The organism is Pseudoalteromonas sp. SCSIO 43210, from assembly GCF_054133285.1.
On sequence record NZ_CP087225.1, the window covers coordinates 4,051,518 to 4,067,419 of the forward strand.

Sequence of the window (15,902 nt, forward strand, 5' to 3'; positions counted from 1 at the left end):
GCTTCAACTATTTAAACCACTATATAGTCAATTAAAATATTTCATCATTTTCAATTAATTCAGGTAACGTCATTAATCTACCTCTTTTATAATTGAATTTTGTTAACATCAAAATTAATGTATGTGTAGCCAGTTAAGTTAGCTGTTTTCGCAGCCTCTCTTGCACCTACTTTTGTTAGGAATAAAGGTATATTAGCTCTAAGCAATTTAGAAACACTAGCATCATGATCAAGAACAACCTTTGTAAAACCACCAAAGGCCATAGATATTCCATTAGTGCTTTCAAGCTCGTTTGCATGAACAAACTTTAGATCACTAACAGCTTCATACTGCTCTGTCTGAAAATTATAAAACATCAATGCTTTATCTACTTTTATAACCGCCCACATAATTAAATTCCTTTTATTTTTCAGTGCTTAGTCACTGTCTGTATCTAGCAGTACATAGCTTATGCCAATTTCTAAAAAGTAATCTAGAAGCGCGTTAACTGCTTTTGTTTTTGATAAGTTTTTGCATCCGATATATCAGTTGTTACTGCGAAGCTTTTGCTACCTCATAATGCGATTTAATGTGGCACTAACTTTTCCAATTATCTTTTGTAAAAATATCATGCAGGCGCTCGTTTTTTTAAATTAAAAAACATATTTTCGATAACAAAACAGCTTTCTTTACTTAGTAGTATTTGTTTTTCAAATCTTGTTAATCCCTGCTAAAGTCTTTTATCAATAAAGTAGACTGCTGTAGAAATTAAGCGGTCATGATTCCTGCTGTTAGTCTTCCACTCAATTAAAGTGGCTATCCCTAAAGACCTTGAGCTAGTGTTGGAAAAAGTTAAATCTTGTTTAGTTGAGATTAAATTGAATCCTTTATAATCTGGGTGGCATCGCTCAAAATCAGAACGTGTGGCAATTTTAATAGCATTTAACCGTGGCTCGGAAATAGAAACTGGCCCACTAAACTGAAACTCACAGACTTGATTTTCTGAGATGAATTTAACGTTATGGAGCATTGATGACTTATCAAACTCACCTGTTAATAGTAGATATATATCACCACTAGAATCAGAGGTAAGCGCCATATTCCCCTTGTATTGCGTGCTATCGAATTCTTTAAATACTGCTATAGGCTTTATCGTTAGTTTTTCAATATCATTATGGGTACCAATTGTGCAACCACTTAGAATAACGAATATTAAAATACTCAAAAAAATTTTCATAACTTACCCTTCTTTCTAAAAAAATTACTGTATCACCATGAACATATAGCTCAATGGACATGTCCTCATGTTACATGGCGTTAACTATTTTTGACAAACTTTTTCATAACTTCATGGTCAATGTAACCTTTAACAATAAATGTTTGAGTAATTACTTCAGTGGATAACTGTGTAAGCTTTACTTTCTAAGCCATTACAAATCCCGTATGCCAATGTTGGTTTATGCTTAGCATTTGATAAAAATATGATCGACCATTACTCTTAATTTTCAGTTGGACTAGACGATATCTACATCAAAAATAATTCTACCTTCATAATGCTTCTTTAGATTTTGCAATAAAATATCCTGACTTAATATAATTAAACTATTGCTCAAGTTCTGTATATAATTTGGCTTTTCTAACACATGTTTTAGGAATTCAACTGCATCACTTTTATTATTTTGTGCATGTGTCAGCTCATTCAATTCTCTGTCGTAAATCCAATCATAGTTCTCGCAGTAATTATTGTAACGCGCCAAATAAAACAAGGTCGAAAAATCCGCTTGGGCTGCTATTCCTAATTTATCGTATACTTCTTTAACAATTTTAGCTCTTCGAATCATCCCTTCGTAAAGTTCATTCGCGTCAATATCCTTACCGCTCACAAAACTAGAGATAGGCTTTTCATAATCATTTTCTAAACGCTTTTTCATTATATCTGGGTGATATAGTAACCATGCATCTAAGAAAACGTGTAAATCTTCAAATGTGGCAGCCTTTAGATCAAAGTTTATTCCTATGTTATGCGCGAATGTTCGATGTGACTTGATTATATCAAGTGCAGTACTGAACTCAGCATTTCCAATTTTATAGATCTCCTTGATTTCAGACTTAACCTCTTTGAAAACCTGCTCTTTCCAACGGTTAATAGGAGGTATTGACTTAGATATTAAAGATATCTCCGCTCTTGATAGGGTCTTTGTATAAGTACATAAATCGTATTCACCAACCAGTTCTTTTAACAAATGATTAAGTTCGTTCAAAAGAATTCGCACTTCACCTATACGAGCTGTGAGGTTGTAGATATTAATAATAGGCGTTTTTACTAAGTGCTTTTCCTCTTCTGTACTATAGGGATACCTAAAGGTCTGCCCTGTTGGATCTATTGCGCTTATATCCTCAACGTATTCCTTTAGTTGTTCATTTATTTGCACCAAACGTGAATCCCTTTCTTGGGAGTTAATCAGCCACCACTCCCACAGGGTTACTATATTGTGGGTCTTTTCCATGTGCTTTTGAGTAAGCCTGAACCTTGAGCCATCTTTGGGGCATATTCCATATAGATCTGCGCTTCTAATTCCACGAAGGCATTGAGTAAAATGCATCAGCCATAATTCAACGCTATGCCGCAAGTTAAACGCTATAGGATAAATAAACTCATCTACACTGTATTCTATATTATTTAATGTAACTAGCTCTCCCAGCGTATACGCTGCATCAAGAAAGCCTTGTGCGTAATGGGGTAAGTCAGGGAAACCGTTATTGCCAACACATGCATTTAAATTACTAACCCCTTCAAGACCTTTAAAGGTATTATTGAAATAATGACCGTCTTCGTCTTTTTCCATATTAAATAGTTCCCTGCGCTAGTAGCGAATCCTGTTTTCATACCTCTTAATTTAAGCTATCTGACAATAACTTTACAGCTTTCTTTAAGAGGATGGTCTTACATCATTATTAAAAAATGAGTCTTATTGAAAGCATAGCCCTATGTTTTCAATATCAAAATAACTTATCTCCAAAAATCCATATAAGCAAGTTAAGACAATAAGACTATGTAGATATTGGAAGATTCATAACAGGTTTTAGGGCAAACTACAGGATGAGATATTTTAATGAGTTTATTCCTCGACCACAGCTTGTTGGATATTATTCAATGCTGCTAACTTCCCCTTAATTGATAGCAGACGCGCTTGCCCTTTATCCAAAAATACTACTATTGCGTCATAGCAATTAGGGTTTACCTTTATAAGCCGCTTATACTCTTCAAGCTCACTAACTAATATCGTCATTTCTGACTCATATGTTTTTATGGTGTCATGAAGCTCATTGCCAAAGCTTTTACCTATAATTTGAGATTGTGGAAAGCTTGCAATCGAGTCATTGGTTACGCTAGTGAATATTGATGTTTTAAATAACGGCGTTTTACTATATTGAGCCCGTTTTGGGCTTGGGTTTTCATCCCTAACTAGCAAACCTTTATCAACCAAGCGCATCACCTGCCTATAAACAAAGCGCCTAGCCTCATCTGAATCTTTATAAGTATCATTAAGCGCTTGCAAAGTATTACGCAGTGCAGTGATAGTGAAATGGTTAAAATTTTTTTCTACTAGCAGATGATAAATATCTTCATTGAACTTAATTGTTTTGGTCATTTGGAGTCACCAACAAAACTTAGGATTGCTAAGTATACTAATATAAGTAAAACTTAGACAATCTAAGTTATTCAGGTGAACAAGATGAAAACTAAGTGTCTAAACCAAACCCTATTCCAATCAGGCTTAAAGAAGCTCGTAAGCGAGCAAACATGACTCAAAAAGAATTAGGTATTCGTATTGGCATGGATCAAAGCTCTGCAAGTAGCAGGATGAACCATTACGAAAAAGACAGGCACACTCCTGACATACAAACATTACAGCGCATGGCTGATGAGCTAAAAGTACCTTTGAATTATCTATTTTGTGATAGTGCTGAATCAGCAGAGTTGGCTTGTTTGATCGATAAACTTTCAATAAAAGAAAGGCAAAAACTAATTGAGCTATTAAATAAATAAACTATTTATATCCGCCTCTTTAGAATAAATTAAGGGAATGATTTTGAGTAACTCAGGAGCAAAAGCCGCACTTCGTGGTTATCGACTACAGACGTTATATATATTAAATGAAATTTTAAGATCTGAAAGTACAGATTTAGTTTTTCAACCAGAAGGTAATGAAGACCTTGCGGTATATAAAGGAAGACAATTAGTAAGAGCAATTCAAGTCAAAGCTTATAGCGAACCTTTAGTCTTATCTCATTTTATTAAGCCTGATCAAGAGGATTCATTCTTTCATCGCTCAGCTAAATTATTATATTTAAACGGCAATGTAAAAGTTGAAGTTATTAGCTTTGGAGATATAGGTAAAGAGTTAAAAGATGCTTGGATTGGAGTTGAATCGAGTAAAAATAGCGTACTTAAAAAATTAGTTAATCATAGAATGACAGAACAACAAGTCAATTCTATGTTTGAGAGAGTAATTTGGAATAAAGTTTCAGAATCTGATTTAAATATTGATATAAATCGCTGTTTATCAAATAGTTTAACGGTCGGTTCCCCTGAAAACGCGTTATCATTATTAACTGCTTGGCTGTACACAGCATCAGAGCAACAAACAAAAATCACATACTCACAACTGATAGAAAAAATAAATTCAATTGGAAAATACTTATCAGAAAGAGAAGCACATCATACTGAATGGTTCAAATCATTAGAGCCTCTAATTGAAAATGAGATATCAGATACGTTAGCTTTAGAAAAAGAATTTTATAAAGGGGTTTCTACGAGGTTTAGTCATATTCAAGCTAACCTTGATATCGAAAGAACAGAACAGCTTGATGAGATTGATGAACTATTTAAGCAAAACCAAACAGTAATTATTCATGCTGCTTCAGGACAAGGAAAAACATCCTTAGCTTATCGGTATTTGTATAATTTTATCCCTGAAAATTGGCGGTTAAAAGTTAATTTTATTGAAGATCGAGGACATGCTAAAAGTGTAGCTTTAGCTCTTGCTGATCATTTAGCTGCCTTTAATGCAAAACTATATCTATACATAGACGTTTCACCAAGAGACCTAGATTGGACTAGTCTTGTTAAATCATTATTAGATCACTCAAATATAAAAATTTTACTCACTATTCGAGAAGAAGATCTTGCTCGTCAAAATATTTCAAATGAGGAAATAGGTTTCCCAGCATTATTGCGGCTTCAGTTTACTAAAAAAGAAGCTAAACATATTTACCAAAACCTTATTACAACAAAAGCAGCAAAACCATACCCTTCATTTGAACAAGCTTGGCTAAGTTTTGGTGGAAATGGCTCACTTTTGGAATATATCTATTTTCTAACACAAACAGAATCATTAGTAGATAAATTAACATTTCAGGTGAAGCGTTTACGTTCTGAGGTTAGAGAAGGTCGATTAGAACCTAAAGCGATTACCGTACTGTTAGCTTGTGCAGTTGCAACAGCTTATGAATCTAAACTAAAAATAGGCTTGTTAGTTGATGAAATATCATTAAATGATCCAATTGGTACGTTTGACTTATTTGAAGGTGAATACTTAATTAGACGATCAGACGATAAACTTCACATAGAAGCGTTACACCCCATCAGATCAAGAATTTTGGTTAATGTTTTAGCTGACCCAATTTTTTCTCCTTGGATAACTTCTGCATTAAGTGTAATGCCGTGTTTGGAGGAAACTGACCTTGAGACTTTTCTTCTTTACTCTTTTTCTGAAAAACCAAATGATTTTAGTTTGATATTTAATCAGCTTTCTAAACTTAAAGTTGATTCTTGGGCTACTGTCGCTGGCATTGGTCGAGCTTTGTTGTGGTTTGGTATACATCGTTATGTAATTAAAAATAAAAACATTATCGAATCGGCAAGGATATTGGTAGGCAACGATGCTTGGGCGTATATGTTACTTCCTGATATTGGTGGAGTAATGAAAACTGATCCTGCAGAAGGGTTTATTAGTCTTTTGGGGCAAAATAATCCAATAAAAAGGAATGAAGTACTAAAGTTAAGATCTGAAATTGGTTCTTCAGAGATAGTTTACGAAGATATTAAAAAATGGTTAGTACAACTTAATGATGAATTCATTATACCTAAAAATGATAGAGATTGGTCTGGTTTAGGGGAGGTCTTATTATGGCTTGGAAAGTTAAAAATCAATTCAGGAGTTGAAATAACTTGGCTAATTGATATAGACATTGCTCACTCTTTTACAAGTATCGAATCTCTAGCGGATTTAGTCATCGGTATTTACTATTTTGATAAAAGTTTATATCAGAAGTTTATGATGAAAAATGAAGTCATCATAGGAAGGTTATTTCAAGAATCAACTCAAACGATATGGTTAGAACAAAAATCCGAGAACCCTATTGCACATTACATCGTCCCGGAACAACACCTTAATGATAATGGGCATTCAGGTAGTTCCCTGAATGAATTTAGCGTATTACGAGCAACATTATTAAGAAAGCTATTTCCTGATAAAGAAAGGTTTGGTGCAAAAGGCTATGGTCATCAAAATATTTTTATGGAATTCCCCATAGATGAATCAAATAAACCTAGCATCCTTAAGTCTTATATTCCTATAGACCAATTTGTTAATATGAACTCAACATGGGCAAATTATGCTGATTATATTCATAGACCTGATGATTGGCTTGAGTATGCTAACAATATCATATTAGTACGAGAGCAAATTGTAGATGGCTTAGTGTGTTTAAATAAAACGTTAAACTCATATTTTAAAAAGTTAAAATCACAAGCTCTCATAGGAGAAGGTAAAATAGAAAGTAAGTATTGGGAGGCGTTATCGCTAGTTAATTGGCAAATTACAAAGTTACCTAAATTAGCTGTAGATCAATGGGGTATGACAAGTGAAGGTACCCTAAATGGATCAGAAGAAACAAGATCAAATCAAATTAATTTTTTGATGATGCAGGAATACTCTAAAACTTACCAAAAATCTTTAAGTAACTATATTCACTCTATAAGTAACTTCTTTAGTCAATCACATATTATTTTGATTATTAATGGGTTAATCGGCAGGCTTCCTCTCGAACAACATCAAATATATTATGAAAAAGCTGAAGAAATAGGTCATCCATACAATGAACATACCTTACATCTTGCAACAATGAACTTCAATGATGCACATAATCATTTGGAGATATTTCAGAAAGACTTTAGAGATCACTTTCAGGAAATATTAGACCCTGTTCTTTTAGAAAAACTAGAGAAGAAAGAACATGAAAAATTCAAGAAATCTTGGCCGTTATGGTATCAATTTGCTTATAACCCTGAAAATCATTGGAAAGATTTACCAGAAGTAAGAGCATCATCGATTGCAGATAGAACGCAAAAAGAATTACTTCAATCGATTAAGTATTCACTTACTAATAGTCTCCCAGAGGACTTAAAGGGTTATGTTCTAAGTGAAAGCCTTAAACATGAAGGACAAAAAGCATTATGGATAGGTATTGAAGTTAATAATCTATCTTCTTTAGGCACTATATTAAAAGCTGTTATTGATGCCCTGACCGAGGCAATAAGACCGATGCAGTATAAGGATTTAAAATACTACTCAATGTCTAACCAATGGGATAACTTTGTAATTGTTCCTTTACATAATGATAAAACCTTTTCTAATTTAGCATGGGTATTATTAGTTAATAAATTTGTTGGAGAGGAGCCTGTACTAGACGAAGAAAAACCCTATTTTTATATACCGAGACCTCTCAATAAAGATTTGATTAAGCATTTCAATTTTAAAACCAATCACATGATTTGTTTTGCTGAGTTATTATTAATCGAAGAAAACATTTCTCACATTTTTAATACTGCTAACCATATACATTGTTTTAACGAAATAGCACCTAACCTTGATGATGTAGGCATAGAGATTTTGCAAGAACATTTATCGCCATTAATGATAAAAGTAGCTTCCCATATAACTCAAGTAGACAAGATAATTTATAGGGTGAGAAAAGATAGTCCGGATGAGTTATTGCGAGAGGTTTTAGATGTATGTGCGAATGCAGTAAAATCCGATGAACTCTATGAAGATCAAAGTATTAATATTTCTGATTGCTATGAGTGGGCAAAGTTGCTAAGTGAGGCATTAACTGAGTTGCAACTATATAAATGGCAAAATTTGTTTAAACATAGTTCAAAATAATAAAATGAAGTAACTCGTATGAGCCTATTACCGTTTTTACTAATTGATTTATATTTTATCTGACAGGATATCATGGGTGATAACTGAATATTGGGTAAGGGTTCAAATTTAATCCTAAAACAAAGAACTAGTGATTTAGGTTATTTCACCTTTTGATTACAAAAGTAATTTCTGGTGTAATTATGATGACATGTAATGTAAGGCTTTTTGGTGTGTTATAAAAAACAATTTGTTAACAGTTAAATTAGCATACGTAAGTAGATCTTCAATTTTAATAAAAAGGTATAATATTAATGAAAATTATTTTAGAAAATAAGAGGTTGGCTAGGTTTTTTTGGATCTGTTGCCTTCTGATTTTAGCCGTAATTGGATTAATTAATTACTATTTTATTGGAGATCCAAAAATAAATCCTACATGGATTAAAACTTTTTCTTCTGGCGTGTTGGAGTCTTTGGCAGCAGCATTTATTACCACTTTAGCTATCGGTGCATTTCTTTTTTACATTACTCCAAAATTTGATCCTAAGTTTGGCGCAGAATTTATAGGTTCTCACGAATTTAATGACCATTTTAATAACGCCTTGAAAACCGCTAATGAATGGCACTTTAGAGGTGGGTTCGGAAGATATTTAAGAACGCAAATTCTTCCAATTCTAAATAAAAGAGCTTTACAGTGCAGAGCCCCTGTTATCGTTAAAGCGCAGATACTAGATCCTCGAAATAACAGACTATGTGAACTTCATGCAGACCTTAGGAATTCTGTTTCTAATATTGATAAGAAAAATGACTGGACTTCTATCGATATAAAGTCCCATTTATATGCAACAATAGTTACGTGCGCAATTTTCGAAAAAAACAACGCATTCATGGAAGTATCTGTCTATCTGAATTGTTTTTTTTCAACTGACAGAGTTGATGTGTGCGGAAGTTATGGTCTAGTGACGAAAGAGGATCGCAAAGTTCCAGGATTGAGGTTTAGAAAAGATACCTCTCATTATAATGCATATAAAGGGGATCTATCAGTAACTCAAAAGCAGGCCGATGTAGTTAAGGTGATTAGCCAAAGCTATACTATCGGAGACCTTACAAAAAATAATGTAAAATCAATTCTCACAGAGTTAAATTTTGAAGAGCCTTCCTTCTCAGATTTAGAATATGAAACTATTGCTAATTTAGTGAATGGAAAAGAGAATCCTTATGCGTGAATTGGTTGATGATTTGTTTCTAAGCTTTACGACCCAAAAAATGAATGTGTTATGTGAGCATTTAATTGATAATATATCCGATATAAATGCAACTTGGCACCCGTTAGGTTTTGCCATTGTTAAACTTCTGGAGACGGAATCATTAAAATATCGACTACATATATGGCCGGCAGGAGAGCGAAAACCCAAGTATCCTAATTGGCCAATACACAATCATATATTCGATCTTGAAAGCTTAGTTGTTGCGGGGAATATTGGTAGTAAGAATTACTTAGTGCTGAATTCAGAATATGGGAAACGATCTTCAAATTTAAAATATATAGTTAAATATCATGATACCGGCTCAGAAATAATATCTACTAAAACCTATATTGATGTAATCCAAGACACGGAACAATGGTTTAATACTGGAGAGATATATAAGATTATACGGGGAGCTTTTCATCAATCTTGCGTGCATGAGAACGAATTTGCTGCATCTCTAGTCCGAACAAGTAATGAGAGGGTGGGAACGTCACCAACAGTTGTTGGATTCAGCGGTTTTGAAAGGGTTTATAATTGCCAACCTAGCAATTTACCGACAATGAAGTTAGTAGAGTTAATTGCTGGTATTCGCTGCTAAAGTGGCTTGTCACGCAATAATTTAGCCATTGAAGGTTATATCCATTACAAAGCGCACTTGCGTGCGTTAAATTCATAGAAGTTTCATGTACCAGACCCTGAAAGAAGCTATCTATTATTCAACTGTCAAAGCAGTGTTATTTAAATTTGAATCGAGAAGTAAGCTCGCTGCATACAGCATGGGGACTTACTGCACATTAATTGAGTTATCAGAATCTTTTTATACATTGGTTCAAACCCAAAACTATACAGGCTCACTTTCGCTATATCGTTCATTTATTGAAAATTTCGTTGTTCTGAAAAACCTAAAATTAAATTACCTCTATGTCACCAGTTAGATTACGGTAGTTACGAACAAAGTATACGGATGCTTAAAGCAGCCAAAGACGGTAATGCCTATTTAACTTCTATCGCTAAGTACGCTGATGATAAGGTGCCTGAGATTAAAAAAGAAATGAAGATATTAAAAGAAAGTAACAAATTTGAGCTGTGCGGAAATATTTATGAAAAATTTTGCTTAGCCGGTATGGAAGAGGAATATCGAGGATTATACCCAACATTAAGCGCTGAGCCACATTGCAGTTTGGAAGCAATATTTTCAAGGCATTTTGAGCGTGATCATTTGAATAATAAGGTTAATCGGTAATCCCCCCATTTTTAATGGAGGCTATCTGTAGAATTTTCGTTGTTTAACTTTTCCAGTTTTTGTATGGGTGTTATTCCACCTATGCCCATGTTAGGGCGTTCATTATTATAAGTCCATAACCAATCGGTTGCTTTATCTTGTAACTCACTAATATCCCTGTAAATATAATGACTTAGCCAGTCATACCTAACCGTGCGATTGAACCGCTCTACATAAGCATTTTGTTGCGGGTTACCTGGTTGAATAAATCGTAATTCAATATTATTATTTAACGCCCACTCTGCTAATTTATGGCTAATATATTCAGGCCCATTGTCACACCTGATAGCTTTTGGCTTACCACGCCATTCTATAATTTGATTGAGTGAGCGGATAACACGCTCAGCGGGGAGTGATAAGTCAGCATCTATTGTGAGTCCTTCGCGATTGAAATCATCAATCACATTGAACAAGCGACACGCTCTGCCATCAGATAATTGGTCGTGCATAAAATCCATTGACCAACATTCGTTAATGGCCTCAGGGACAGCCAATGGTTCAGGCTTCTTCCTTGTTAGACGTTTTCTATGTAGTGGTCAACTAATTTTGGCCACAGTTTTAGAATCTTGATATCTAACCTCAGATTCATTTGGCGCTAAACCGGCATTATAATGATGCGGCCTAACATTGTTGTAATATCCATTTATGTAATCACTTACGCTATATTTAGCGTCTATAAAGTTTCCATATCCAATCTTTGGCATCCATTCCGTCTTAAAGCTTCTAAAAAATCGCTCCATTGGCGCATTATCCCAACAATTTCCACGTCTACTCATACTTTGTGCTATTTTATAGCGCCATAAACGTTGGCGATATTTTAAACTTGTATAATGGCTACCTTGGTCTGAATGGAACATGAGTCCTGTCGGTTTCCCTCTGCTTTCATATGCGAGTTCAAGCGCTTTTAGCGTTAAATTAGTATCTGGTGACAACGACATTGCCCAGCCAACCACTTTGCGTGCAAATAAATCAATAACCACGGCTAAATAAGCCCAGCGATTGCCTGTCCAAATATACGTCACATCACCGCACCACACGGTATCCGGCTCAACAACATCAAACTGTCTATCAAGCAGGTTTGGGATTTCAAGGTGTTCATTACCACCACGTTTATATGAATGTTGAGGTACTTGGCAGCTTTCGAGCTTTAATTTAACCATTAGCTTAGCTGCACGATAACGGCTCAATTCAAAATCATTGTTCGTTGCTATCGCTGCGATTGTCCGTGCCCCTGCTGAACCACCACTCATCGCATGTATTGCTTTTACTTCAGCCTCTAACCTTACTTGCTCAGGTGTCGGCGTTGTATCCCGTATGGCCCAGTACTTATAGCTGCTGCGATGCACATTGAATACGCTACACAGCAGACTAATTGGATAACGCTCTCGTTGATTTAACTTCTCGATTAACGAGAATTGTTCAGGGAGTCGGACATCAAGAGAGCGGTAGCCTTTTTTAATATATCCTTTTCTAATTCAATGCGTTGGATTTGCTTTTTAAGTTCGCGGATTTCAATTTGTTCGGGCGTCATTGGTGAAGCTGTGGGTGTCTGACCATTGCGTTCTAGCTTTAATTGAGTAACCCATTTACTTACGGTTGATTTACCCACCCCCATCGCTTTTGCTGCGTCTTCTTGCGTATAACCTTGGTCTACTACAAGCTGAGCCGTTTCTAATTTAATTGCCGCTGAATATGTTGCGCGTTTTAATTTCGTCATTTTTTCACCCAAATTTGTATGCTTATTAGCATAACATTTCTTTCTTAATGGGTGGCCAAAATCACTGTACCACTACACTAGGCTTTATTCGCAGATTCAACTCAAGCTCACGGTAAATACGATAAACGCGCTTATGATTCCATGTGTAGCCTTTAACATTGCGTAAATATAAAAAACATAAACCGAATCCCCAATTACGCTGACATTGGCTTAAATCCAATAGCAACGCTGCAATTTTCTCATTTTCATCAGACAGTTTTGGCGTATAGCGATAGCATGTTTCACTTATCATGAAAGTACGACAGGCTAAGGCAATACTCATTTTATTTGTGCTAACGACTTCATGAGCCAAGACTTTGCGCTCAGAAGCCTTTACCACTTTTTTGCCATTGCCTCCTGAATGACCTCAGATTTCAGCCGCTCTTCTGCATACATTTTCTTTAAACGGCGATTTTCATCTTCAAGCTCTTTCATTCGTGTCATTAAAGACGCATCCATGCCGCCGTATTTAGCGCGCCATTTATAAAAGGTTGAGTTGCCCATACCATGTTCGCGGCATAGCTCAGGAATAGGCACGCCGCTTTCTGCTTGTTTTAAAATGGCAAGGATCTGACTGTCTGTAAAATGTGCTTTTTTCATAATTTTCTCCTGTGTTTACAATAAGAGAAAATTCTACGTTTGGCATCTATTATTTTTCGGGGGGATTACCAATCTAGTTATTCATAACAAAGATAAATCTTCTAATTACGAATTTTACATTGCTAACCTAGCTAACTATCTAATCTCAGGGGGAATACTTGTTGCAAATATATTAGAAGGTCAACAATTAAGTGACTTCGAACAGAAAAAAGAGCAAATCCTTTCAGCGCTAACGTAAACATATAATAAGAAGTTAAGATCATCACAGCCGCCCATTGGACATACGCGACAGTCTGATTTGATTGTATCTCACTAATCGAATCTGACTGTTCAAGTTAAGATTTATTCAAATCCAAGTACACTCCCGTCCTCTGCAGTAGAATCCACATTTACTTTTTAGAGCACGAGACCTTCTTTCTGAAGCTCAAACTAGCTTTTAGACTTTCCTAATCTTTGCACCTTACGCTTAAAATTTCTCTTAGCTTTATAAGTCGTTCCTTTGCCTTTCAACCCACTAAATGTAACTGCTTTAACCTCAGAGATTAAAGTATCTATACTTTGCGTAATTGGATTCATAAAGTGAGCATATTTAATTTCTTTTTGGCTAATAGCTTCTAATTGAGATTCCCAATGGGCTGTCATATCAGGTATTGTCATTCGCTCAGGCAAAGAGCAAATTAATTGCGTACCAACATCAGTCGCTCTTATATCTTTACCTTTACGAGTCAAAAATTGACGCTTGAATAAAAGCTCAATTATCCCAGCTCTGGTTGCTTCTGTTCCTAAGCCATCAGTATCACGTAATACTTTTTTAATTGAAGCGTCAGTTACATACCGAGCTATACCTGTCATAGCTGAAAGTAATGTAGCATCTGTAAAGTACTTAGGTGGTGTAGTTTGCTTTTCTATTAAGTTGGCTTGCTGGCAATGTACTTCATCTCCCTTTGAAACATTTGGAAGGCTAACCGCTGAAAACTCACTTTCCCCCTGTGATTTTTGTTTTGAAGGAAATAAAGCTTTCCAACCTTGCGATACCACGTCTTTTTGTTTGGAAATAAATAAACCACCTGACACTTCTGTATCGATTTGTTTATCTACATACTCAAACGGAGAGTAGAACTGAATAAGATACTGGCGAGCAACCAGTTCATAAATATTATTTTCAGCAGGTGATAAGCGGCTTAAATCAGTTGATTTTGATGTAGGAATTATCGCGTGGTGGGCACTTACCTTTGAGTCATTCCACGCTTTACTTTTTAGACTAAGATTCGCGTTATTTGCGGCATCACTTAAAGCTGAGCATGATTTACCAATAGCGCCTACAACTTGCTTAACATCGCTCAAATGTTCTTTAGGTAAATACCGGCAATCTGAGCGAGGGTAAGTAATTAATTTATGTCGCTCGTATAATTGCTGACACGTATCAAGTACTGATTGCGCGCTCATACCAAACCTTTTTGCGGCATCAATTTGTAAAGCCGATAAGCTATAAGGCAATGGCGGGGGGGTCGCTTTTTTTGCTTGAGTTACATTAACTACTTTTCCAGCTTTATTTTGTACCTTTGAAATAACATTTAATGCTAACGCTTTAGACAACACCCGATTATCTTCATCCATGTAAGGTTCACATGCTTTACTTGGCCTCCATTTAGCCTGATACGCCTCACCTTCTGAAGTAAGAAGCGTACAGATAACTTCATAGAATGGTTTTGATACAAAACTCGCAATCTCTAAGTCTCTGTGGACAACTAAACCTAAAACAGGTGTTTGTACCCTACCAATGGATAAAACGCCATTATAGCCAGATTGGCGGCCTTGTAGCGTACATAGACGGGTCATGTTAATGCCATAAAGCCAATCAGCTCTTGCGCGTGCTAAAGCAGATGTAGCAAGCGGAATGAAATCTGTATTCTTACGTAAGTTGTTTAATGCTTTTTTTACTGCTGCAGGATTCAAGTCACTAATTAAACACCTCAAAACCTGTGTTTTTTTTGCTTTTGACACACCACAATGATTAATCACTTCATCAATCAGGATTTGCCCAACTCGATCTGGATCGCCCATATTAACTAACGTATCCGCTTTTTTTATTAATGTTTTTACTACTGTAAATTGCTTTCTTGTTTTACTTTTAACGACAAGCTTCCACTCATTAGGAACAATAGGTAAATGCTCAACAGCCCATTTTTTATAATCGGGGCTGTATGCCTCTGGCTCTGCTTGCTCTAATAAATGACCTATACACCAAGTAACAACATCGCCATTACCAGCGGTGATAAAGCCATCACTTTTTTTATGTGGTTTAGGTAATACATCGACTAGTGCCCTACCAAGGCTTGGTTTTTCTGCAATAAACAATCTCAAATTTTTTTACCTGTAATTGGACTAACTTTATATATTTCTAATTGTTGCTCTAACAAAGATACTTTTTCTAACGCTTCAAAAAGCGTGAATTCAAGCTGAGCGTTATGAGCTACAACTTGATCACTAAAAGCTTTTATTTGGTCGCGCTGCGTTCTATAACGTTCTTTTAATTCTTTTTCTTTGTCGCGCTGTTCACGTAGCTTACTTTCAGCCTGTTTACTTTTTTCACTTTTACCCACAGCTAAGCTTTGCTTTAGTAACTGAATTCTTTGATTAGCAATTTTGACAAATTCTGAATAGTAATAAATACCACCAGAGCTTAAACCAGCTTCATCATTGATTCTTTTTAAGCTAATACGTCCATCAGGCTTTGTATTTAATGGCTTACCTTCAATAAGCCTATCTAATGCTTGCTCTAACCTGATTAACGTTTCTCTGCCTCTATCTGATTGTTCAGTCAT

Annotated in this window: 13 protein-coding genes and 2 pseudogenes; 6 read left to right on the forward strand and 9 right to left on the reverse strand. The window is 35.4% G+C overall.

Annotated features, from left to right (window positions below):
* Positions 1-86: 86 nt before the first annotated feature.
* The 4 genes from LOS73_RS17720 to LOS73_RS17735 all read right to left on the reverse strand — a co-directional run bounded on the left by LOS73_RS17720 (position 87) and on the right by LOS73_RS17735 (position 3,632).
* On the reverse strand, positions 87-389 hold the full coding sequence (locus LOS73_RS17720) for a hypothetical protein (protein WP_011328997.1): 303 nt from the start codon (positions 387-389) through the stop codon (positions 87-89).
* A gap of 320 nt (positions 390-709) precedes the next feature.
* Positions 710-1,216: a hypothetical protein gene (locus LOS73_RS17725; protein WP_011328998.1), complete on the reverse strand. Its 507-nt coding sequence runs from the start codon at positions 1,214-1,216 to the stop codon at positions 710-712.
* Positions 1,217-1,493: 277 nt separating this feature from the next.
* On the reverse strand, positions 1,494-2,825 hold the full coding sequence (locus LOS73_RS17730) for a hypothetical protein (RefSeq protein ID WP_011328999.1): 1,332 nt from the start codon (positions 2,823-2,825) through the stop codon (positions 1,494-1,496).
* 273 nt (positions 2,826-3,098) lie between these two features.
* Complete coding sequence (locus LOS73_RS17735) at positions 3,099-3,632, reverse strand: hypothetical protein (protein WP_457934048.1); 534 nt, start codon at positions 3,630-3,632, stop codon at positions 3,099-3,101.
* Positions 3,633-3,784: 152 nt separating this feature from the next.
* Between LOS73_RS17735 and LOS73_RS17740 the strand changes: the two genes are divergently transcribed.
* The 6 genes from LOS73_RS17740 (at position 3,785) to LOS73_RS17765 (ending at position 10,682) form a co-directional block, all read left to right on the forward strand.
* Positions 3,785-4,030, forward strand: coding sequence for a helix-turn-helix domain-containing protein (locus tag LOS73_RS17740; RefSeq protein WP_457934973.1), 246 nt, complete (start codon positions 3,785-3,787; stop codon positions 4,028-4,030).
* A 43-nt stretch (positions 4,031-4,073) separates the two neighbouring features.
* Positions 4,074-8,210: a hypothetical protein gene (locus tag LOS73_RS17745; protein WP_457934049.1), complete on the forward strand. Its 4,137-nt coding sequence runs from the start codon at positions 4,074-4,076 to the stop codon at positions 8,208-8,210.
* A 293-nt stretch (positions 8,211-8,503) separates the two neighbouring features.
* Positions 8,504-9,415, forward strand: coding sequence for a hypothetical protein (locus LOS73_RS17750; protein ID WP_457934050.1), 912 nt, complete (start codon positions 8,504-8,506; stop codon positions 9,413-9,415).
* Positions 9,408-10,037: a hypothetical protein gene (locus tag LOS73_RS17755; RefSeq protein ID WP_457934051.1), complete on the forward strand. Its 630-nt coding sequence runs from the start codon at positions 9,408-9,410 to the stop codon at positions 10,035-10,037. The genes LOS73_RS17750 and LOS73_RS17755 overlap by 8 nt, the downstream gene beginning before the upstream one ends.
* A gap of 178 nt (positions 10,038-10,215) precedes the next feature.
* Entirely contained in the window at positions 10,216-10,374 is a 159-nt protein-coding gene (locus LOS73_RS17760; RefSeq protein ID WP_457934974.1) for a DUF5677 domain-containing protein, read from the forward strand.
* Between the two features lie 29 nt (positions 10,375-10,403).
* Positions 10,404-10,682: a DUF5677 domain-containing protein gene (locus tag LOS73_RS17765; RefSeq protein ID WP_457934052.1), complete on the forward strand. Its 279-nt coding sequence runs from the start codon at positions 10,404-10,406 to the stop codon at positions 10,680-10,682.
* A gap of 11 nt (positions 10,683-10,693) precedes the next feature.
* Here LOS73_RS17765 and LOS73_RS17770 read toward each other — a convergent pair.
* From LOS73_RS17770 to LOS73_RS17790, 5 genes and pseudogenes are all read right to left on the reverse strand, one after another.
* A pseudogene (locus LOS73_RS17770) lies at positions 10,694-11,248 on the reverse strand (DDE-type integrase/transposase/recombinase); the annotation flags it as partial.
* Between the two features lie 9 nt (positions 11,249-11,257).
* Positions 11,258-12,438 (reverse strand): IS3 family transposase gene (locus LOS73_RS17775; RefSeq protein WP_457934053.1). Its coding sequence is split into 2 segments (ribosomal slippage): positions 11,258-12,180 and positions 12,180-12,438, totalling 1,182 coding nucleotides; the frame shifts between segments, so codons are not numbered across the junction.
* Positions 12,439-12,517: 79 nt separating this feature from the next.
* Positions 12,518-13,077, reverse strand: a pseudogene (locus tag LOS73_RS17780) (transposase); the annotation flags it as partial.
* Between the two features lie 429 nt (positions 13,078-13,506).
* A complete protein-coding gene (locus LOS73_RS17785; protein ID WP_457934054.1) occupies positions 13,507-15,441 on the reverse strand; it encodes a DNA topoisomerase III in 1,935 nt (644 codons plus the stop codon).
* Positions 15,438-15,902 (reverse strand): hypothetical protein, encoded by a 465-nt coding sequence (locus LOS73_RS17790; protein ID WP_457934055.1) that lies wholly within the window; start codon positions 15,900-15,902, stop codon positions 15,438-15,440. Before LOS73_RS17790 ends, LOS73_RS17785 begins: the two co-directional genes overlap by 4 nt.

Coding starts and splice junctions, on each gene's coding strand:
- LOS73_RS17720 (WP_011328997.1), bottom strand. CDS start 389: ATGTGGGCGGTTATAAAAGTAGATAAAGCATTGATGTTTTATAATTTT.
- LOS73_RS17725 (WP_011328998.1), bottom strand. CDS start 1,216: ATGAAAATTTTTTTGAGTATTTTAATATTCGTTATTCTAAGTGGTTGC.
- LOS73_RS17730 (WP_011328999.1), bottom strand. CDS start 2,825: ATGGAAAAAGACGAAGACGGTCATTATTTCAATAATACCTTTAAAGGT.
- LOS73_RS17735 (WP_457934048.1), bottom strand. CDS start 3,632: ATGACCAAAACAATTAAGTTCAATGAAGATATTTATCATCTGCTAGTA.
- LOS73_RS17740 (WP_457934973.1), top strand. CDS start 3,785: ATGACTCAAAAAGAATTAGGTATTCGTATTGGCATGGATCAAAGCTCT.
- LOS73_RS17750 (WP_457934050.1), top strand. CDS start 8,504: ATGAAAATTATTTTAGAAAATAAGAGGTTGGCTAGGTTTTTTTGGATC.
- LOS73_RS17755 (WP_457934051.1), top strand. CDS start 9,408: ATGCGTGAATTGGTTGATGATTTGTTTCTAAGCTTTACGACCCAAAAA.
- LOS73_RS17760 (WP_457934974.1), top strand. CDS start 10,216: ATGGGGACTTACTGCACATTAATTGAGTTATCAGAATCTTTTTATACA.
- LOS73_RS17765 (WP_457934052.1), top strand. CDS start 10,404: ATGCTTAAAGCAGCCAAAGACGGTAATGCCTATTTAACTTCTATCGCT.
- LOS73_RS17790 (WP_457934055.1), bottom strand. CDS start 15,902: ATGACTGAACAATCAGATAGAGGCAGAGAAACGTTAATCAGGTTAGAG.